This window comes from Labrys sp. WJW (genome assembly GCF_001676615.1).
GTDB lineage: Bacteria > Pseudomonadota > Alphaproteobacteria > Rhizobiales > Labraceae > Labrys > Labrys sedimenti.
Window position 1 is genome coordinate 1 of sequence record NZ_LYXZ01000010.1, and the last position, 20,283, is coordinate 20,283.

At 58.3% G+C, this 20,283-nt stretch carries 15 protein-coding genes and 1 pseudogene; 12 read left to right on the plus strand and 4 right to left on the minus strand.

The window, feature by feature from the left end:
• The 3 genes from BA190_RS06565 to BA190_RS06575 form a co-directional block, all read left to right on the plus strand.
• Positions 1–261, plus strand: a 261-nt coding sequence (locus BA190_RS06565) for an SDR family oxidoreductase (RefSeq protein ID WP_156771386.1), incomplete at its 5' end; no start/stop codon positions are given.
• Positions 262–329: 68 nt separating this feature from the next.
• On the plus strand, positions 330–1,706 hold the full coding sequence (locus BA190_RS06570) for an aldehyde dehydrogenase family protein (protein ID WP_068284528.1): 1,377 nt from the start codon (positions 330–332) through the stop codon (positions 1,704–1,706).
• An 8-nt stretch (positions 1,707–1,714) separates the two neighbouring features.
• Positions 1,715–2,914 carry a low temperature requirement protein A gene (locus BA190_RS06575; protein ID WP_068284463.1) on the plus strand — a complete coding sequence of 400 codons (1,200 nt, stop codon included), beginning with the start codon at positions 1,715–1,717 and terminating at the stop codon, positions 2,912–2,914.
• Between the two features lie 873 nt (positions 2,915–3,787).
• Here the strand turns inward: BA190_RS06575 and BA190_RS35730 are convergent.
• Entirely contained in the window at positions 3,788–4,462 is a 675-nt protein-coding gene (locus BA190_RS35730; protein ID WP_068284465.1) for a hypothetical protein, read from the minus strand.
• Between the two features lie 511 nt (positions 4,463–4,973).
• On the opposite strand from BA190_RS35730, the gene BA190_RS37175 reads away from it, so the two are divergent.
• Positions 4,974–5,225 (plus strand): DUF982 domain-containing protein, encoded by a 252-nt coding sequence (locus BA190_RS37175; protein ID WP_082979516.1) that lies wholly within the window; start codon positions 4,974–4,976, stop codon positions 5,223–5,225.
• Between the two features lie 219 nt (positions 5,226–5,444).
• Here the strand turns inward: BA190_RS37175 and BA190_RS06585 are convergent, their stop codons facing one another.
• The 3 genes from BA190_RS06585 to BA190_RS06595 form a co-directional block, all read right to left on the minus strand.
• On the minus strand, positions 5,445–7,376 hold the full coding sequence (locus BA190_RS06585) for an ATP-binding protein (protein ID WP_245314597.1): 1,932 nt from the start codon (positions 7,374–7,376) through the stop codon (positions 5,445–5,447).
• Between the two features lie 787 nt (positions 7,377–8,163).
• The gene (locus tag BA190_RS06590) at positions 8,164–9,780 is read right to left on the minus strand and encodes a GMC family oxidoreductase (protein WP_156771387.1); all 1,617 of its coding nucleotides are present in this window, start codon (positions 9,778–9,780) and stop codon (positions 8,164–8,166) included.
• A 557-nt stretch (positions 9,781–10,337) separates the two neighbouring features.
• The gene (locus tag BA190_RS06595; protein WP_068284469.1) at positions 10,338–10,805 is read right to left on the minus strand and encodes a MucR family transcriptional regulator; all 468 of its coding nucleotides are present in this window, start codon (positions 10,803–10,805) and stop codon (positions 10,338–10,340) included.
• A gap of 724 nt (positions 10,806–11,529) precedes the next feature.
• Between BA190_RS06595 and BA190_RS06600 the strand changes: the two genes are divergently transcribed.
• The 8 genes and pseudogenes from BA190_RS06600 to BA190_RS06630 all read left to right on the plus strand — a co-directional run bounded on the left by BA190_RS06600 (position 11,530) and on the right by BA190_RS06630 (position 20,278).
• Positions 11,530–13,155, plus strand: a complete 1,626-nt coding sequence (locus BA190_RS06600) for an EAL domain-containing protein (RefSeq protein ID WP_082979523.1) — start codon at positions 11,530–11,532, stop codon at positions 13,153–13,155.
• A gap of 42 nt (positions 13,156–13,197) precedes the next feature.
• Positions 13,198–13,722, plus strand: a complete 525-nt coding sequence (locus tag BA190_RS06605) for a hypothetical protein (RefSeq protein WP_068284471.1) — start codon at positions 13,198–13,200, stop codon at positions 13,720–13,722.
• On the plus strand, positions 13,719–14,903 hold the full coding sequence (locus BA190_RS06610) for a class I SAM-dependent methyltransferase (RefSeq protein ID WP_068284473.1): 1,185 nt from the start codon (positions 13,719–13,721) through the stop codon (positions 14,901–14,903). Before BA190_RS06605 ends, BA190_RS06610 begins: the two co-directional genes overlap by 4 nt.
• Positions 14,900–17,275: a SpoIIE family protein phosphatase gene (locus BA190_RS06615; protein WP_068284475.1), complete on the plus strand. Its 2,376-nt coding sequence runs from the start codon at positions 14,900–14,902 to the stop codon at positions 17,273–17,275. Before BA190_RS06610 ends, BA190_RS06615 begins: the two co-directional genes overlap by 4 nt.
• Positions 17,276–17,279: 4 nt before the next feature.
• A complete protein-coding gene (locus tag BA190_RS06620) occupies positions 17,280–17,840 on the plus strand; it encodes an ATP-binding protein (RefSeq protein ID WP_068284476.1) in 561 nt (186 codons plus the stop codon).
• Between the two features lie 15 nt (positions 17,841–17,855).
• Positions 17,856–18,194: an STAS domain-containing protein gene (locus tag BA190_RS06625; protein WP_068284533.1), complete on the plus strand. Its 339-nt coding sequence runs from the start codon at positions 17,856–17,858 to the stop codon at positions 18,192–18,194.
• Positions 18,195–18,247: 53 nt separating this feature from the next.
• Positions 18,248–18,346: pseudogene (locus BA190_RS35735) on the plus strand (IS6 family transposase); the annotation flags it as partial.
• A gap of 246 nt (positions 18,347–18,592) precedes the next feature.
• Positions 18,593–20,278 (plus strand): diguanylate cyclase domain-containing protein, encoded by a 1,686-nt coding sequence (locus tag BA190_RS06630; RefSeq protein WP_068284478.1) that lies wholly within the window; start codon positions 18,593–18,595, stop codon positions 20,276–20,278.
• The last annotated feature ends 5 nt before the right edge of the window (positions 20,279–20,283 follow it).

The window sequence follows — 20,283 nt, forward strand, 5'->3', positions numbered from 1 at the left end:
GCCGCCTCCAAGGAGTTCGGCGAGCGCGGCATCTCGGTGACCGCCATCGGCCCCGGCCCGATGGACACGTCCTTCTTCTATCCGGCCGAGGGCGCCGACGCCGTCGCCTATCACAAGAGCGCGGCGGCCCTGTCGAAATTCTCCAAGACCGGTCTCACCGACATCGAGGACATCGTGCCCTACATCCGCTTCCTCGTCTCCGACGGCTGGTGGATGACCGGACAGACCATCCTGGTGAATGGCGGCTACACCACCAAGTAAGTCGAATCCGGCGGCGGGCCATCGGCCCGTCGCCATTTTTGACATATCGGTCCAACGTGGTGCAGGCCATGACCAATCGCTTCCAGTCGCTTTTCGACGCGCAGAAGGAGCATTTCTTCTCCGACGCTACGAAGAGCTATGAATGGCGGATCGACCAGCTCGATCGTATAGAGCGCCTGCTGCTCGACAACAGGCAAGCCCTGTGCGCCGCGCTGTATCAGGATTTCGGCAAGCCTCCCTTCGAGCAGCTCTTCGAGATCACCGTACCCAGCGGGGTGATCAAATATTATCGCGAGAATCTCCGCCAATTGATGGCGCCACAGCCGGTCGCCATCCCAACGGGGCTGGAGGAAACCGGCAACAGGGGCGTCATCCACAAGGAGCCCTATGGCGTCACGCTGGTGATCGGCCCGTTCAATGCACCGATCCTGCTGCTGCTCGACCCGGCAATCGCCGCGCTGGCCGCCGGCAATCCGGTGATCCTGAAGCCGGCCAATACGACTCCCGCAACGGCAGCGCTGTTCCAGCAACTCGTACCGCAGTATTTCGCGCCCGAGAACGTCAGCGTGGTAACCGGCGGGCGGGACGAAATCGGCGCGCTTCTCGAACTTCCCTTCGATTTCATCTTCTTCACCGGTTCGTCGGCGGTGGGCAAGGTGGTGATGCGCGCGGCTGCCGAGCACCTGACGCCCGTGCTTTTGGAACTGGGCGGGCAGAACCCCACGCTGGTCGATGAGACCGCCAATCTCGACATCGCCGCCGACAGGATCGCCTGGGGACACAATGCGATCTCCGGCCAATGGTGCATCGCGCCGGGCTATGTCTGCGTGCATGAGAGCGTTGCCGAGGCCTTCATTGCCAAGCTCAAGGCGTCGGTGATCAGGATGTATGGAGAGGACCCGAGCAAGAGCCCGGATTTCGCCAGGATGATCAGTTCGCACGATGCCGAACGCGTGGCCTCCTACATCCTTCCCGACAAGCTCGTGCATGGCGGGCGATTCGACATCGAGGCCCGATATGTCGAGCCGACGATTCTCTACCCTTCCACCTGGGACGATCCGGCACTGCAGCAGGAGATCTTCGGACCGGTGCTTCCCGTCATGCCCTATCGCGACCTCAAGGCGGTCGTCGATGTCATCAAGCGCAAGCCAAAGCCCCTTGCGGCCTATGTGTTCAGCAAGAATCAGCAGGCGATCGACTATGTCCTGGGTTCCCTGTCCTTCGGAGGCGGGTGCATCAACCAGACCAATCTCCATTGCTGGATCGACAGCCTGCCGTTCGGCGGCGTCGGCAACAGCGGCATGGGCAAATATTACGGCAAGGCCGGGTTCGATGCCCTCAGCAATACCAAGGCCCTGCTGATCGGCAATCCGGATGTGCTTCTCGACGTCTTCCCGCCCTATGCGGGCAAGGACATCGAAAGGAATCTGAGCGTGTTTTCGTGACGGTGCCCATGAGCTCTTCAGCCGGTGAAAAAACACATCCCCTGCTGCGCCAACGCGACGGCCAGCATGCGCGCGTGACGGCGGTGGAACTGTTTTTCGACCTCGTCTATGCCTTCGCTGCGACCCAGCTCAGCCACAAGCTGCTGGGACATCTCAATGCGCAAGGCGTCGCCGAAACCCTGGTCTTGTGGTTCGCCGTCTGGCTTGGGTGGCAATATACCTGCTGGGTGACGAACTGGTTCGACCCGGAGAGGCCGGCCATCCGCTCGCTGGTCTTCGCCGTGACCTTGCTCGGCCTCGTCATGGCCGCCGCCCTTCCCGAGGCCTTCGGCGAACGTGCATCCCTGTTCGCCGCCGCCTATGTGGCGATCCAGGTCGGCCGCACCGCCTATATCGTCTCGCGGCTGCCGGCGGATCATCCCCTGGCACCCAATTATTGGCGCATGCTGGGCTGGTTGGCGATCGCGGCCGTCTTCTGGCTCGCCGGAGCCTTCGTCTTCCCGCAATGGCGCATGACGCTGTGGCTCGTCGCGATCGCCTGCGAATATCTTTCGCCGATGTTCGGTTTCCCGCTGCCCGGCCTGGGGCGTTCCTCCACGCAAGACTGGACCATCGAAGGCGGCCATCTGGCGGAACGCTGCCAGGCCTTCGTCATCGTCGCGCTCGGCGAAGCATTGGTCTCGACCGGGGCTACCCTGTCCGAGGCCCAGGACTGGGACGGGACCGTGCTGCTGGCCCTGCTCGCCGCCTTTCTCACCACCGTCGCGATGTGGTGGCTGTATTTCGGCACCTCAAGCGAAGATGCCACCCGCACCATCGAGCGATCCGACGATCCCGGCCGGATCGGTGCCTATTTCCACTATGTCCACGCTATCCTGATCGCGGGAATCATAGTCGGCGCAGTCGGCAACGATCTGATGCTCGCCCATCCCCACGGCGCACCGCCCTGGGCCCACGCGGTGGCCCTGATCGCTGGACCGGTCATCTATCTCGTCGGCAGCGCGATCTACAAGAAGGTGGTCTATGGCCGCATTCCCCACTCGCATCTGATCGGAGCCGTTCTGCTGCTGGTCGTAATCGCCCTCGCACCGGTGGCGGACTTGCTGTCGATGGGCTGGATGGCCTGTGTCACCCTGCTGGCACTCGGATCGTGGGAAGGTCGATCGATGATCAAGCGACGCAATCAGAGCCGTGGCGAGGCAGCATAGAAAATCCCGAATGAGAATTTTCGGGTTTTGCATTTCCAATATCGATGCTGAATCAATAGCACAACAATTCAATATACGTTAAATTTACTGAGATAAAAACACGTCAATACGACCTAACACAACGTAAATCTACGGTGCCACTCCGTGCCTCGATGGGCACCAGAACGCAAGCGTGTATCGAAGAAGACAGGGCTGTCGCACCGCGAAAGTACACGAAAACCGCGATCGTGCGGAAGATCGTCGTTGTGGTGAATGCGCTTCTGCAGGTGTGGATGCCGGGGCCTCCGGAGCGTCTTTTGCGATTTATTGGAATCGTCAAGAATCACAAAGACACGTTGAATCAAAGAGTTAGGTCAGACATGGGTTTCCGTTTAAACGAGCTCTGCTCGAGGCCATGACGGAAACCGTATCGCTTTGCCGCCGGTGTCCGGATGACACCCGCAACGGGCTCGACTCGCGCCTTCTATCCATCAAGAGGAGATACACTGCAGGGAAGCGTACCACTATAGGATATGGATATTAATACTTTATATTGATCTATTTATATTGATCCATGTGCAAAAACGCACACCGAGCAATGGCATCCTTCAATATTATTCCAGATCAGGGAGTGGCTCATTCCCTAGCAGAGGACCGATAGAATTCCTCCCACGTCGGAAGAGTCAAGGAGATGCCCAAATGTCATGGACAGTGAATTACAAGCGCTTGCTTAAATATTCCTCAATCTTGTTGCCAATTTGCTTCATGAATTCTGTCGATGCCTCGGCGCGCCCTTTGCAAGGGAACGCCTGCCATCAAGAATTGCGCCAGGTTCAGACCAAGAAATTAAAGCATTATCATTGTCCGGCAGTGCCAAAACGCACAACGACTGATTCACGTCAGCTGCTGTGGTACGACCTTCTTGCATCCAGTTCTAACGAAACTGGCGGCACGGGTGGGTCGCAGGGCGGCGGCGGCAGCCATAGCGGTGGTACGGGTGGCGGTACGAGCACGGGCGGCGGCACTGGTACAGGTGGCGGCGGCGGCACTGGCACGGGCGGTGGTACCGGCACGGGCGGTGGTACCGGCACGGGTGGTGGTACCGGCACGGGTGGCGGTACCGACACGGGTGGTGGTACCGGCACGGGTGGTGGTACCGGCACGGGTGGCGGCACCGGCACGGGCGGCGGCACTGGTACGAGTGGTGGCACCGGTACGGGTGGTGGCACCGGTACGGGTGGTGGCACCGGTTCGGGTGGCGGTACTGGCACGGGTGGTGGTACCGGTACGGGCGGCGGCACCGGCACGGGTGGTGATACTGGCACGGGTGGTGGTACCGGCACGGGTGGTGGTACCGGCACGGGTGGTGGTACCGGCACGGGCGGCGGCACTGGCACGGGTGGTGCTCACTCGGGTGGCGGCCCTGGCAACGGCAACGGCAATCAGCCAAATTCCGGAAATGGCGGCGGCAATACCAATGGCTCTGGACCCGGCTCCGGCAATGGTGGCCAGAATAACGGCAACGGCAAGGGCAGTGGCGGCACCGGCCGGGGCGGAAAATAGCGTCACCTCCTAGCGCGGTGGACGCCCCCTAGTGTTCTAACCGGCCAGAATTGCCGAGGCCAATGAGGGGTTCCCCTGGGGGCAACAATCGTTGACTTCGGCGATAGCTGCCAAACTGTCTTCGGCTACTTCTCGGCCGCCAAAACTCGGAGGATAAGAACGAGTTGACGGGGCTGGGAACGCCGCAGGATGCCCCCAAGGGATACCATCATCCTCAACGAATATCGGCGCGACTGAATGATCAACGCCCCCTCGACTCCAAGATCATCCACTCCGTTTCGAGGCTAGGGCGGCGCGCCAGAAAGAAATGGGCCTCTTGTTGGGCCAATGCCGCGAACAAATGCGCTGTTTCGGGTGATCGGGGCAGTCTGTTCACAAATCGTAACGACGAGTTTACCGGTCAACCGAGGCTTAGCTTTACCGCCAACTCTCCCTTGAGTGACACGAATTACTGCATCGACATTCACTTAATGAATCGGCATACCGTTCCAAAGGTCGAGCGCTGGGAGGGAGTGAAATGTCTGTTGGAGCCTGGGGAACTGCCGTGCGATTCGAAAGATCGAAAGGCAATGTCCAGACTGTCTCCTCGACGGAGGAAGCGGCGGCACTTCTTTTGAGAGATTGGCCGCTGTTGCACGGCAAGAAGCTCTTCTGGGCTCGAGGAATTTGTCTTGATGCATTCGTTGGCCTCAAACCTCATGAGGAAGCACGGGCGGCCTTCATCGTCGCGTGTGAGGAAGCAGGTATTCACGTAGGGCCGGAGACATGACAATGGCTCCAGGCGGCAAAACGATCTTTCGCACCTTTGACGCGCCTGTGCACAAATACTTTGGCGTTGCATCGGGGCCGCCCGACGGCGGCCCTTCGGCAAGCCGCTTGCATCCGCGATCAGAACAAAGCCGATCCGTGCGATCGTCGACTGCGAGCAAGGTTGCCTGCTGGCGATCCAGGCCTCGAGGCTGGTGAGTTGAAAGTCACGAAGTTCAGGTTATCGGGATGCGGCGCCAGCGGCTTCGATAGGCAGCGAGAAGCAGAATGTCGACCCGGTAGCATCACTCGCCGCCAATATCAGATCCCCACCGTTCTGCTGGGCGATCTCTCGTGAAATGTAAAGGCCTAGACCAGAGCCGGCCACGCTTTTGCCACGACCACGATAATATTTCATGAAAATGAAGTCACGGTCGCTCGGCTCTACGCCAACTCCTTGATCGATTACATTTATGGACGCTATGCCTTGAGCGATCGACAGCTGAACCGTAACCGGATTCGATACAGCTGAGTATTTCAGCGCGTTCTGAACCAGATTTTGCACGACAACTTCCAACAGAACACGGTCACCCCTTACCATTGCCGCGTCGCCGTGAATGAAGTTGACGCGCCTCGTGGCATTGTCGTCCAGCCCCGCTCTGACGGTGTGCAATATTTCGTTCAGGTCGAACACCTCTGCCTTGACAAACGGTGCCTGCCTGGCGTTCAGCCGATCGCCAGCGAGGACGTTTTCAATCAGCATGGACATTCTTTTGACGGTGCGGCCAATCTTGTCGATGCGAAGCCTGATATTGTCGGCTCCCTCCCCCACAGACGCCATCAGATTGTCAGCGGCGATTGCGATTATGGCCAGCGGGCTTCGGAACTCGTGTGACAGCATGGCCACAAAGTCCTGTTGCTGCACCAAAGCATCGTTGACGGAATCGAGCGACTGCCTCAGCTTCGCTTCAAGCAGATGACGCCGCTCCATCTCTGCATTCAGCGATGCGTTGCTTTCCGCAAGCTCCGCAGTCCTCTCGCGTACCTTGATCGTCAGTTCGCGTTCGGCTGCCCGGGACCTCGCAATATCGCGATCCTGTTCGGCTCGCAGGCGGCGCTCGGCAAGCTGTGTGGCAACACGATCGGAGAGCAGGAGTAAAACCAGGCCGAACGCTGCCACCAGCGCCGCCGTCCAAAGATGCTGCGTGCGCATGGGTGCCAATTGCTCCAGCGAAGCCAGCGTGAACAGCTGGTACTGTGTACCAGCCAGCGGCTGATGCCGGAGCAGATAAGACTTGCCGTCGATAAGCCATTGATCGGGATGCGCCGGGCCGGCCAACGGTCGCACATCCATGGTTTGGCCCGCCTCTTCTCCGTCGTCGGGCGGCAGTACCGTACCTGGCGGGAGGAGTGCCGCCACATTGCGAAGCATGAAGGGCGCGGATGAAGTGGTGATCACCCGCCCCTGACGGTTCACGATCAGCGCAACGTGCCGACCTGTCAGGTAGGATGCTACGTCGGGCGCATCGAACTTCACGGTGACCGAGCCCTGCGGTACGTCGTTGGAGTCATCGATGCGACTAGCCACGAAATAGGATGGGGTCTTGTTCAGGCGGGCGATGCCGAACGAAGAACCCGTACCTTTACGCAACGCCTCGACAAGATAGGAGCGTCCCGAGTAGATCATGCCGACAATGCTGTCGGGTTCTGCCCAGTTGCTTGCCGTTACCGTATCGTCCGACATGTTGTTCATGTAAATGCGGGCGTAGCGCAGATCACTGGCCAGCGCGTTCATGAAATCGCCGACTTTGCGCACCAAGGGATCGTGCGTGAATTGGCTGGCACGCTGCTGACGCGTCAGGGCAGCAGCGCCGGGCGGATCCGTGCGATAGCGGACGGCGAGTTGGATCACGTCGGCTTGGCCTGCCACCATATTGGCCACGCTGACCATCTCGGTGAACAATCGGTCCATGACGCGCGCGGTGGTGTTCGTCTCATATTGAGCGCTGGACGCCAAGCTCTCCAGATGCTCCGTTATAAGCCGTTGTGACATCCACCAACCAAAGGTGGCCACCAACGTCAACCACGCCACCGCCAAACCTAGCATCACCTTGCGCACGATCGGCACTATCGGCCGCTCGTGTAGGCTTTGCTGCTGTAACACGTCGCTCACATTGTCTCCGCCAGAAAGAGAATTTCCCAATACAATTTCATTTATCTCAATTTTTATTATGACTTGCTTTCAAGAACCTCGATCAAAGAGACTCATTACTTTAGGTAAACCAATCTAACCCACCGCCGTGAACCTTCCTTGTCAACGAATCTGAGACTCCCTCATCATGATACCGTTCATCATGCGATTCTTGGAATAGATTCATTCTTTCCGGTTAGAGTGATCGCGCCTCAATCTATCCGTACGCTCTGCTGCATCCGGATGCTTTGAAGAACCCGAATCAAGTATCGTGTAACGGTTTTCCAAGATTGCGTAGAGACCCGGTTTCTCCAGATTAGTGCCTGCCTTCACGACCGGCTTCGACTTCAAGAATTGCTCGAACGGATAGGACTTAAAACGGATAAAGCCCGTCTGCGGTCAAACCGTACCCTTCTCGAGAGTTGCCATGTCCACATCGGTTTCGCCGCCAACGACGAAAAGGCCGCGAAGCAAGCCCAATGCCGGTATTATGTTAACTTTCCGCGTATCGCCGGGAAGCGGCTTGTGCCATCTGGCGTACCAAGCGACGATACCGGCGACACCGTTCCAATCTGGCGCCCGGTGGAGATGGGTGGCAAGATGGCCTGCCGGTCTCTCCCATCAGCCGGTTTTGCATCAATCAGATGCAGGATCGGGGCGAGCTGGTTCTCGGCGTGAGCGCGATCGGCGAGCGGGCCATCGCCAGGGGCGTGGAGGTGCTGGCCCAAGTTCAGGAGAGACGCCCGATGTAAGGCGAGCGGCGGGGCTGCTAGGTATTGTCCCGCAGGATCATCGCCGCGGCTTTCTCAGCCACCATCATCGTCGGCGCATTGATGTTGCCCGACGTGACATTTGGGAAAATCGAGGCGTCGACCACACGCAATCCCCCCAATCCATGCACGCGCAAGCGGTCATCCACGACATTCGTTCCGTCGTCCGGCCCCATGCGGCAGGTGCAGGAAGCATGAAAGACACTACCCGAGCGGGCTCGAATATCTGCGACCAGATCGGCTTCGCTCTGCATGTTGAGGCCGGGCTTCATTTCATCGAGGATGACGGCACGCATGGCCGGCTGGTCGGCAATCCTACGGATGAGACGCACGCCTGCGAGCATTTCCTCGATATCGCCGGCCGTCGATAGATAGTTCGGCTCGATGACAGGCGCGGCCTTCGGATCCGGCGATCCGATGGCAATCGAACCCCGGCTCTCCGGCCTGCAGGGCTGAATGCCTATGAAGAAACCGGGAAACGGATCAGGCAGGGTCAATCGGCGCACACCCGGCGTCGGCTTGCTGTAGCTGACCGGTGAAAAATAGAGCTGCATGTCCACCCGCCTGGCGCCGGGTCCGGATTTGACGAAGCCTCCCGCCTGGTTGACGCTGAGCGACAACGGCCCGTCGCGGAATAGAAGATAGCGCGCGCCGAGCATCGCCCTGCCCCACCATGGACGCAGCATGGAATTGAGCGTCGGTTTACGTGAGCGATAGAGATAGTCGATGCCGAGATGATCCTGCAGGTTCTGCCCGACGGCTGCCATGTCCTTCACGACGCTCTTGCCGAACTTCTGGAGCAGTGCACCGGGACCGACGCCTGAATGCTGTAGTAAAGTCGGCGAGTGCACCGCGCCGGCCGACAGGATCACCTCATGCCGAGCCCGAACGACATGCTTCTGTCCGGCCTGCTCATATTCGACACCGCTCGCCCGCAGGCCATCGAACAGGATACGGGTGGCGAAAGCGCCGGGAACGACTTTCAAGTTGGGACGGCTGGCAACCGGATGCAGGAACGCGGTCGCAGACGAAGCCCGAAAGCCTTTCCTGGTGGTGATCTGGTAGACTGAAACACCTTCCTGGTTCTCGCCATTGTAATCCGGCGTCCGGGCAAAACCGGCTTGCTCGGCAGCCTGCAGCCAATCCTGGCAAAGCGGGTGCACGGATGGCGCCATATCCGTGACGTGGAGTTCGCCCTTCCCGCCGCGCCAGGCATCGCCGCCGCGCTGGAACGTCTCGATCGATTTGAAATGAGGCAGGACGTCGTCCCAGCCCCAGCCGGAATTGCCTGCGCTTTTCCAATCCTCGAAGTCGTGACGCTGGCCGCGGACATAGACCATCGCATTGATCGAGGACGAGCCCCCCAGGACCTTTCCGCGCGGCCAATAGCTGGTGCGTCCAGCCAGCGCGTCCTGCGGCCCGGTCTCGAACTTCCAGTTCACTTTCGGATTGTAGAAGCTATGGCCATAGCCGATCGGCATGCGGATCATGAAGCGATGGTCGCTCCCGCCGGCCTCCAAGAGCAATACGCGGAATCTACCCGTAGCGGTCAGTCGATTGGCGAGCACACAGCCGGCAGATCCTGCTCCGACAATGATGAAGTCAAAATCCGCCACAATCCGCCTCCTTAGGACACGGACCGGCTTATACATTCCATCATGCGCCCAGGGCAGGAGCCATTCCGGCAATAGCGTAAAGCCATTGCCCGCCGGTGGTGAACAACCATACGCGATACCAATGCCGGATTGCCGCAAGCACGGCGAAGATGCCTGCTGATGGCAGACATAATCACTCGCCTATGAGACGTCTGAGCCCGGCGAGTATGCGCTTCACCAGCCTCGTAAAGTGTGTCTGCTGTGGCGGCGGTCATCCTGCTACCCCCTCTGCCCACCTTCTTTCGGCGACCGGGCCGATTGTCAGACGGGGCCTAAGGTGTCGGCCCTGCCCTGGTTTCCGCTTTCATCAGGTTTCTCCCGACAATGGAGCAACCTGCCATCAGATGCCTCCGATGGACGAAAGAAAGCACGAAGTTCATGCAGTGGGACCGCGGCGTTGCAATGACTTGCCAATTGCGGCTTTGTCTCATACGCCAGACCTGCCGGAAACGAGGCTCAGGAACCTTGATCTCGATCATCCAGGCCTTCGCAAATCGACATGTCTGGCGTCGAGGTCGCTATGCGGCCTTTTTCTTTCTGCCCTTGCTTGGTGCAGGAGGGGGTGGCGGCGGTGCGCTATCGGCCTTCCGGCGTTGTTGCCCGAGGCCAAGTTCCTTCGCCAGACGAGAGCGAGTGGCCGAGTAGTTCGGCGCAACCATGGGGTAGTCCCCCGGCAGATCCCATTTCTCTCGATATTGTGCCGGCGTCAGACCATAAGCGGTTCGCAAATGCCGGGTCAGCGATTTGAATTTGAGACCGTCTTCCAGGCAGATGACGTAATCGGGCGTGACGGATCTCTTGATCGGAACGGCAGGTTTTGCCGGTATATCCACCTCAGTCGGCTTGGGATTGTTCAAGCCGGTGAGGCTTGCGTGCACCGAGCGGATCAGATCCGCGAGGGAAGCGGTAGCGACCTGATTGTTGGAGACATAGGCCGAGACGATGTCGACGGTCAGGTCGACAAGACTGGCGTCTTCTTCGAGCATGTTCAGTCACTTTCGTTTTGTGTTGTTGTCGAAGTGAGTGCTGTTTTTTCTTTACGGACGCAGCCTTGTGGACCCGATCGCTGCGCCGACTCGGATTCTCAGGCAATTGCAGCTCGGTGTAAAGGTCGATCAACCAATCGTTCCAGTAATTTCCGTCATTGTTCCGAGTTTTTTGAGTTTTGTTGCAAACAATAGCGCTTGTGGATTATCGGGACAAAGGTCGATGGTCAGGGAACATTCGATTTACATTCGGCTATTCCAAAAATGCCAAACTGCCGCCTTGGCGCATGAAAAGCCGCCCCCTATCCGTCCGCCAACGGCTGGCCCGACGAGGTTGCCGCCAGCCACGCATGCCGGCACAGATCCAGCGCGCTTCCGGCAACAGCTTGCGACCGATCTCGACAAAGCCCGGGGTGCTCTCGACGCAGGCCCGTTCCACCTCACCTCGCCAAGTTGAGCTCCCTATGCTTGAGCAAATTTTAATACTTATTGAACCGTTCCTGCGCTGTGATGGTTTTTCTCAATGCTCATATCTACGAATCGAAATTCTGAATTGTATCCGATGCGAAATTCGGAGTAGGAATTTACCGGGAACTTGTGACGGCCTGAAATCGTACTAGGGGATCTGGAAGTGTTCCGCTTTTGGAAAAAGTTAAAATTACCAGAAGAGGGCCCAGTAGAGGTCAGGACAATTACAGCATCCGGGCAGAAACTCTCAGAATTTCTGGAACATACACGAGAATTAGCTTCTTTTTATGATAGAGATTTAAGACTTACTCAATTCTCAACACGACTTTCGACTGCTCGTAGCGGCAATATATCAGCTGGTGCGAGTCTGTTTGACATCTATCCTGGCATAGCTACAGGCGAAGCGCGCAGGACCGTGGACAAGCTACTTGCTACCCGGGCCCCCACAATTATCAAAATTGCCGCCACACCCCATCAAGAAATGGAAGTCTGGGTGTTTCCCGCTGACGACGGGATCGGCCTGATCGAAGTGGCGAATTCTCCCGGGAGGGCCGCGGAGATCGAGCACAACAAACTGATGTACCAGGCCAATCATGACGTGTTGACCGGCCTGCAGAACCGGCAACGCCTTAGTGACCGGCTCAAGGAGATCTTGACCGCCAATGACGGCCGGCATGTGCGTTCGGCGCTGCTGCAGATTGATCTTGATGACTTTAAGTCGGTCAACGACACACTGGGACACGGCACGGGCGATGCGTTACTCAAACTGGCCGCCGATCGGATACGAGGTGTGCTTCAGGAGGGCGACTCCGCTTTCCGCTATGCCGGCGACGAATTTGCGATCATCCAGTATGGCAAGGACCCGAGCGAAGCGGAGAGTGTGGCGCAGGCGCTCGTCGACGCTTTCAAGATACCCTTCATGATCAATGAGATGCCGCTCTTCGTCGGGGCCAGCGTCGGCATCGCATTCGGCCCTCAGCATGGCACGCAAGGCGAAGAACTGATGAAGGCGGCCGACATCGCGCTCTATGCCGCAAAGGGAGAAGGGCGGGGCTGCGCTCGGACTTTCAATCGCTCGATGATGCTTTTGATCGAACAACGCGAAAGCCTCAGACGCAGCCTGCGAATGGCGCTGGATCGGCACGAACTTCTGCTTGAATACCAGCCCCTCCTCCGCGCGACGGGCCAAATCGTCGGCTTTGAAGCGCTGGTGCGTTGGGATCATCCGGAAATTGGGCGCATAACTCCCAACGTGTTCATTCCTATCGCCGAAGCGGACGGACTGATGGATGAAATCGGCCGATGGGTGCTGCAAGAAGCCTGCCGGCAGGCAATGACATGGCCGGAATCGCTTAATATCGCCGTCAACATTTCGCCGGCCCAGTTCCTCGGCGGTTCCATCACCGATATCGTGGCCCAGGTCATAGATAGCACCGGCATAAGCGCCGACAGAATAGAGATCGAAATAACAGAATCAGTTCTACTCGAACAAACCGTCGATAATTTGGATACACTTAACACTCTTAATGTTCTAGGCGTTCGAATTTCTCTTGACGACTTCGGAACACATTACTCATCGCTCAGCTATCTCAAGAATTTTCCATTCGAGTCGCTAAAAATAGACCAGTATTTCATTCAAGATGTCGAAAGAGAGCGAAAAAGCCAGACGATCGTCCGGGCGATTATTGACATGGCGCATGGTCTGGACATGATCGTGACGGCCGAAGGGGTCGAAACGGTCATGCAAGCCCAGTGGCTGATCAACGAAGGATGTGACGTACTTCAGGGCCACTATCTCGGACAGGCCATGAGCTCGGAACGGGCTCGGAAATTTGCATCCAAGGCCTCGGCCTCCCGAAGGCGCCGCGAGCGTATCAACTGATGACAATACATTCCGTCGGGTATCGCAATAGCAGAGAGCAATATGGCGCCGAACGTCACGCATAGCGAAACATTGGATCCTGATTTTCGTATCATGGTTCACATTGATATGGAAATGGGAACCTTCATATCCAACTGGACACATTGCGATTATATCGCCACTTTTCTAGCCCGGACGATAAGTCACAATCGGCCGGATTCTGTACTATTCTCAAACTTGTTCTCTTCCGCACTTAACGAGTTGCTTGAACTCACATTCCGAAGTCGCCACGCCGGCGGCACCTTCGCCTGCAGAATCTTGCGTCAGGACACCATCGACAGGGTCGAGCTCACCTTCACGTCCACGAAGGAAGAGCAACGCTTCTTCGAGCAGGCCATTGCCCGCATCCGGGGCGGTGACGCCGAAGCCGATTACATGAGCTCGCTGTCCGGCGACCCTGGCCCCAGCCGCGACATATTGCTGGTCGAACTCGCGGTCAGCTACGGCGCAACAGTCAGTATCAACGCGCATACCAATGACACCATCACGCTCGTCGTCGATCTCCCACTCGGGAACATGACACATTGACCGCGGTAACCTTCGCCAACAAAGCGCGATTCAAGGCGCAGTTCGACCCGAACAATCAGGAGTTTTCACTTTCCGGTACGTTGCGCCCGCAGTCCGTTGACGAGATCGCGCCAAGCCTGGCGCTGTTCAAGGACTCGATCGACCGGGTAAGCGGGATCCTCCACGTCAATGTCCGGCGCCTCGGGCAGATGAACAACACCGCCTTCCACGCCTTCGCGCGGGTGATGCTGGACGCCAGCCGTGTCAGGCCGGATCTGCGGTTCGTCGTCGTGACGTCCAGTGTTGTCGGCTGGACGACGGAAAAATTTGGCCGGCTGAGCCTGATCGAGCCGGCCATCAAGGTCGAAGAGTACGACGCCGACTTCTACCCTTTTCAGAGCATTCTCGAAGAGAGCCGCTTCTTCCCGGTTCTGCGCACCCAGACCAAGATGACATGGCGCCACGAGCGCAACATCCTGCCGCGGCACGGCCTGAAGGAGAACATGGCGGTCGCGGATATCTGCTGCGGCATCGGCGACTTCGCGGCCCTCCTATACAAGGACTTCAAGCCCTCCCGCCTCCTCGCGCTCGACCATTCCAAGCCGAGCTTGGCGTACGCGCGCCAGGTGGCCGCGAGTTTTGACCTGCACGGCATCGAATATGTCTATGGCGATGCCGCGGAATTGCTGCTGGAAGACAATCTGTTCGACTTCGTTACCTGTCGGCACGCATTGCAGGTTTTCCCCAGGCCCCAAATGATCCTCAAGGAGCTCTTTCGGATCTGCAAGCCGGGCGGCCGCGTCTATGTCACCAACGAAAAGGTCTCGCATTGCGTCGGCGAGCCGCGCGGCGAGACGATCAAATGGACCTATGAACAGGCAGCCAAGGTTTGGGCCCACTTCGACATGGACATCGAGTGCGGGCCTAAGAGCCGACGTTACATGCTGGATTGCGGCTTCGAAAATATCAAGATGGAGACCTTCATGGTCAGCAATCTCGATGGGGATCCGCAGGATTTTGCCGATATCGTGCAGGCTTGGCAAAACGCCTTCGTCGACCAGATGTCTGCCCAGCGCGGCGACACTCCTGAGTTCATGGACCGCTTCCGCCTTGGCTTCCAGGATCACATCTTTGCTGCGCTGCATCCCCGAGGCTATGCGGGTTGGCCCATCTGGGTGGCGTCCGGGACCAAGCCACAATGACGAACGGCGCTGTCTCCCCGCCATGGTACCGGCGCTTTTCTCCCAGGAGCTTTCGCGCCAAATTCATTCTGGTGGTCGGTGCGGCCGTCCTCTTCGACTTGCTGGTCGGCGGCGGCATTGCGCTGTGGAACGTGCAACGCCTGTCGCGTGACGCCGCCCAACAGGTGGGCAACGGCCTGACCAAGGCCAGCCGCGAATATCTCCAAACCTACATCGATGCGACGGCTCTGCGGGCCAACCTTCTGTTCGAGCGCGTGCATTCGGAAGTCGGCGTGCTCGCCGGTTCGATGCAGGCGATGATAGATCATCCCGAAACCGCGAAGGCAATCGGAGACACCATCGCCAAGGACCGTACCCTGTCGACGCCCTTGGTCTACAACGCGACCGGCGATTGGGTGCAAAACCTCCCTGGTGCCCCGGGCACGACCAGCATCTGGGGCTATCTGCTCGATTCCAACCATCAGCCAATACCGGCGGTCCGGGATCACGTGCGTGAAAGCGCGCTGTTCGACATTCTTGGCCCGACGCTGATGCAGACCGGATCCAAGAAACTCCAGGTCTATTATGTGGGCCCGAAGGCCCTGCCCGTGATGCGCGCCACGCCAGCATCCGAGCTCGCCCAGACTTTCGATAAGCTCTATCCCGGTCATAATAAGGCGAATTTCTGGGATTTCTTTTTCCCCGGCATCTACGATGACTGGCAGACTTGGCTGGACAAGCCGTCGAGCCAGCCACTCGATGACGTTACAACCATCACCGCTCCCTATATCGACGCGAATTCCGGCAAGCAGATCGTCTCGTTCTTTCGTCCGCTCTGGACGGCGGACCGTAAATCGGTCGCCGGCATGGCCGCGGCCGACGTCACCCTCGACCAGCTGACCGACCTCGTGCAGAGCGTGAAAGTCGCCGACACCGGCTTCGGTTTCCTGGCCATGTCGAATGGTAACGTCGTTGCCGTGAATTCGGCCGGCGAGAAGACGCTTGGCGTGGTCACCGCCAGCGATGCGGCTGGACAGGGCGTCACCGGCCTGGACCGCTCGTTGAAGAAGAGCGACCAGCCAGCAATCGTCGCCTTGAGCATGCCTACAGACGACAAGCCGGATATCCAGCACATTGTGCTTAAGCAGAATGGCGAGGATGTCCCCTACATCGCCGTCCTCAAACAGCTCGCGCCCACTAATTTGTGGAACAACGGGCCGATCGTCAAAGAAACGATGACGCTCGGTTTTCTGGTGCCGGAACGCGAGATCTATGCCTCGCTGATCGCGGCGCAGTCCGACATCTCGAGCGCGACCAACCGCATCCTCAAATATCAGATCCTGACGGTACTGGTCAGTCTGTTTGTGGTGTTCGTCGCGATCTTCGGCATTTCGAAGCGGATCACCGCGGGCCTCAGCGCGCTGGCCGCAGGAGCCCGCCAGTTGCAATCCAAGGACTACTCGGTACGCGTTGACATCCCCACCAAGGATGAAGTCGGCGAGGTCGGCGTTGCCTTCAATCGCATGGCGGAGGAAATCCGCTACCACACCGAGAACCTCGAGCAGCTCGTCGAGGATCGTACCCGCGACCTGGAGAATGCCAACTCGGAGATCTCATCGCTCAACGAACAGCTGCGCAGCGAAAACCTGCGGCTCGGTGCCGAGCTCGACGTGGCCCGCCAGATCCAGAGAATGGTGCTCCCCAAGGAGCGTGAGCTGTCTGCAATGCCGGGAGTCGAGATTGCAGCTTACATGCGGCCGGCAGACGAGGTTGGGGGCGACTATTACGATGTCTTGCGAGACGGGCAGAAGCTCAAGGTCGGCATTGGCGACGTCACCGGCCACGGCCTGGAAAGCGGCGTTCTAATGCTGATGGTGCAGTCGGTTGCACGCGCGCTGCAGGAAACAGGCGAGAACAATCCTGCGCAGTTCCTTGACCGACTCAATCGGGCGATATTCAAGAATCTCGAGCGAACCAATTCGGACAAGCATCTGTCCCTCTCCTTTCTGGACTATGAGGATGGTAAACTGACGCTGTCGGGCCAACACGAGGAAGTTGTGGTGGTGCGGGCCGGTGGCGGAGTTGAACGCATCGACACGATCGATTTGGGATTTCCGATTGGGCTCGAAAAGGACATTTCGCCTTTCGTCGCTACCCGCAACATAGCCTTCGCAAGCGGCGACGTGATTGTATTGCATACCGATGGCGTCACCGAGGCTGAGGGGAGAAAGGGCGAACTATTCGGCTTGGATCGACTTGTCGAAAGCGCACGCCAGCGTCATGGCTCGAGCGCTGAGGAAATAAAGAACGGAATTATCCAGGATCTGATGGACTACATTGGAACCAGCAAGATCCACGACGACATAACACTCGTCGTTATAAGGCATAGGTAGCATCATGACCACTTTGTACGGATCGAAAGACATTGTGATCGATATGGATGAGCGTATCAGCCGCGTGAGTCTATTCGATGGTCCCCTGGACCTGCGATGGCACCATTGCGCAACGACATCGGACTTCATCGCCGACATATTCGCCCTGCCGTTCCGGACCTCGCGCAACGATTATCGTGCAGTCCGGCACAATATCGGTTACCTCGTCAATGAACTGATCGAAAATGCGGTCAAGTTCCACGAACCTGGCGAGATCAGGGTCGAGGCGGCAATGGATACCGATGCCTTTAAAGTGAAGGTTTCCAATATGGTCAGTTCCGACACGGCTTCGCTGTTCCAGGCACTCCTGGCCGAAATCACCGTCGGTGATCCAGGTGACCTGCTCATCGAACGCATCGAAGCCAACGCAGCACATCCGGAGACATCTGGGTCGGGTCTGGGATTGCTGACTCTGATGAATGATTATGGCGCGCGCCTGGCATGGACTTTCAATCCCGCCGAAGATGGCAGCCGCGTGCATGTCGGAACATTCGCCACCCTTCCCGTCACTCAGTTGCAACAGTGAACCATGAAGCCAAATATTGAGATTACGACTGACGAATATCGAGTCTGGGTCGAAGACAATGTCATCCATTTCGATGGCACAATGCGACTGTCGGGAACAGATGCATACGCTCCGATCATGACGCTCATGACAGACGTCCTGACAGCCGAGCCGTCTACGATCATACTCGATTTGAAAGATCTTGAGTTCCTCAACTCTTCGGGAATCAATCTATTGGCGAAATTTACAATCGAGGTGCGCAAGCACCCAAACGTAGCTCTCATCGTGCGCGGCAGCTCGGAGATTCCGTGGCAAAGCAAGTCGCTGCCGAACCTAAAGAAGCTGCATCAAGCCATCTCTCTGCAGATCGTTTGATCAGCTCGGCCTAGGCGATTCGATGGCGAGAGGGTTTAGGTAGTCCGTAAGAGATTTCTGTAGCCTACGGCCAGAGCCTGCGCGACTTGAAAGAGATGGTGGTGGAACGCGGCACCGGTGTCGATCACTCGACGATCCATCTCTGGTCATTGCCGAAAGATTGCATGTGCCGGCATCCTGGCATTACTTTCAGCCATGCGAACGAAGCTTGAGTCAGGGGGGACTTCATTCTGGTTTTGTCGACCGAAGGACATGAGATGCCACTATCGGACAGCGATGGATTGTTCCCGCAAATATCCGTTTCGTCAGTCCGTTCAGCGCCCCGACATCCCTTGGCGTCCGAGGTTGAAGGCGGAGCCAGGCATTGGCCCGAACAAGCTCCCCCGCCTACCGCCATCTTGGACATCCTGAAGTGCCCGGCATGCGTCCTCGATCGGACCGGCAACATCGTGCATCTCAATTCCGCATGGCGTGAGCGGGTTGGCCTTGTCGATGTGAATGCACGCATAGCCTGGACCCGCCTGATCCATTCGGAAGACATGGAGGTTGCGTACGCCAGGTTTCAGTCAGTTGCCACGCCGGGGAACCTGGACGGCTTCGAATGCAGGCTTCTGGACGGCAATGGAAATGCGCACTGGTTTCTTCTCAACCTGCACCCGATGAACGAAGGGGCGGCCGGCAAAGGGGCTTGGTTGTGTATCTGCACGGATGTTCACGGACTGAAGTGCAGGGAGATTGAACTCGAGAGGCGCACATCAGCGCAAACCGACATGCTCAATGTCAGCGTGGATTGCATCAAGCTGATCTCCCTCGACGGCACTTTGGTTCACATGAACAAGGCAGGTTGTCATGCGCTGGGTGTTGCAGACGGCTCTTCCTTCGGCATGCCGTGGTTGTCGCTTCTGCCGGAGGACATTTGGCCTGCCGGAGAACAGGCTCTCGCCGCCGCCCGTTCCGGGGTATTTGCCCGTTTTTCCGGCCGAAGTGCCCTGCCCGGCCAGAAGGAGCAGCATTGGGACAATATGCTGACCCCGGTCATGGCGGCCGAGGGAGTGCCTACAGCGATCCTGTGCGTTTCGCGTGAAGTTACCGTGGAACGGGAGGCGCTGGCGCTGCTCCAGGAAAGCCAGGAGCGGCTGATGATCGCGGCCCGTGTCGGCGGCCTCGGCATCTGGGACTATGACATCCAACAGGACGAATTGCATTGCGACGAATCCTGGTATCGGATCATGGGCCGCGATCCCGACGACCCCGTCCGGTCCATCGCGGAGTTCCGGCCGTTCATCCATCCCGAGGACGTAGATCGAGCCACGGAAGTCATGCGCACGGCCGCCGAGCTGATTGCGGCGAAGCGTGACTATGCCATCGTTTTCAGAATTGTCCGCCCCAATGGCGACATCCGCTGGGTACGCTCTGCGGCTTGCCTGATTCAAGGGGTATCCGGAGCCCCCAAGCGCGCCGTCGGCTTCATCGTCGACATTACCGACGAAAGGCGGGGCGAACTGGCGCTGCGCGATGCAAACCGCACGCTGAAAAAGGAGAAACTGTCTCTCGTACGACAGAGCCTTGAAGATCCGCTGACCGGCATCGCCAACAGGCGCCATCTCGATAGTCAACTCGAGCTTATTTGCAGGCATGCCAGCCAGACGGGCGGGAGCATCTGCATCGTCATGATCGATGTGGACCATTTCAAAGCCTACAACGACCGCTATGGTCATCTGGAGGGAGATGCGGCGCTCCGCCGGATCGCCTCGGCACTGCAGTCTGTCGCAAGACATTCCGACGTCGTCGCTCGCTATGGCGGGGAGGAGTTTGCATTCGTTTTGAACGGATTGAGGGACCCTGCGCCCTTGCTTGAACGGTTCACGGCAAGCGTTGCGGACCTGGCCATCGTCCATGACGTCTCGCCTACCGGCTACCTGACCGTCAGCTGCGGCTGTGTCGTCTTCGGTTCCAACGGCGAGCTCTCGCCCGCACTCCTCCTCAGGGCAAGCGACGAGGCTCTCTACCAGGCCAAAATGAACGGCCGCAATCAGTGCGTCATTCGCTCTGCCGCGATAACGAGCATGGCGCAGCCCGGCTGACGCCC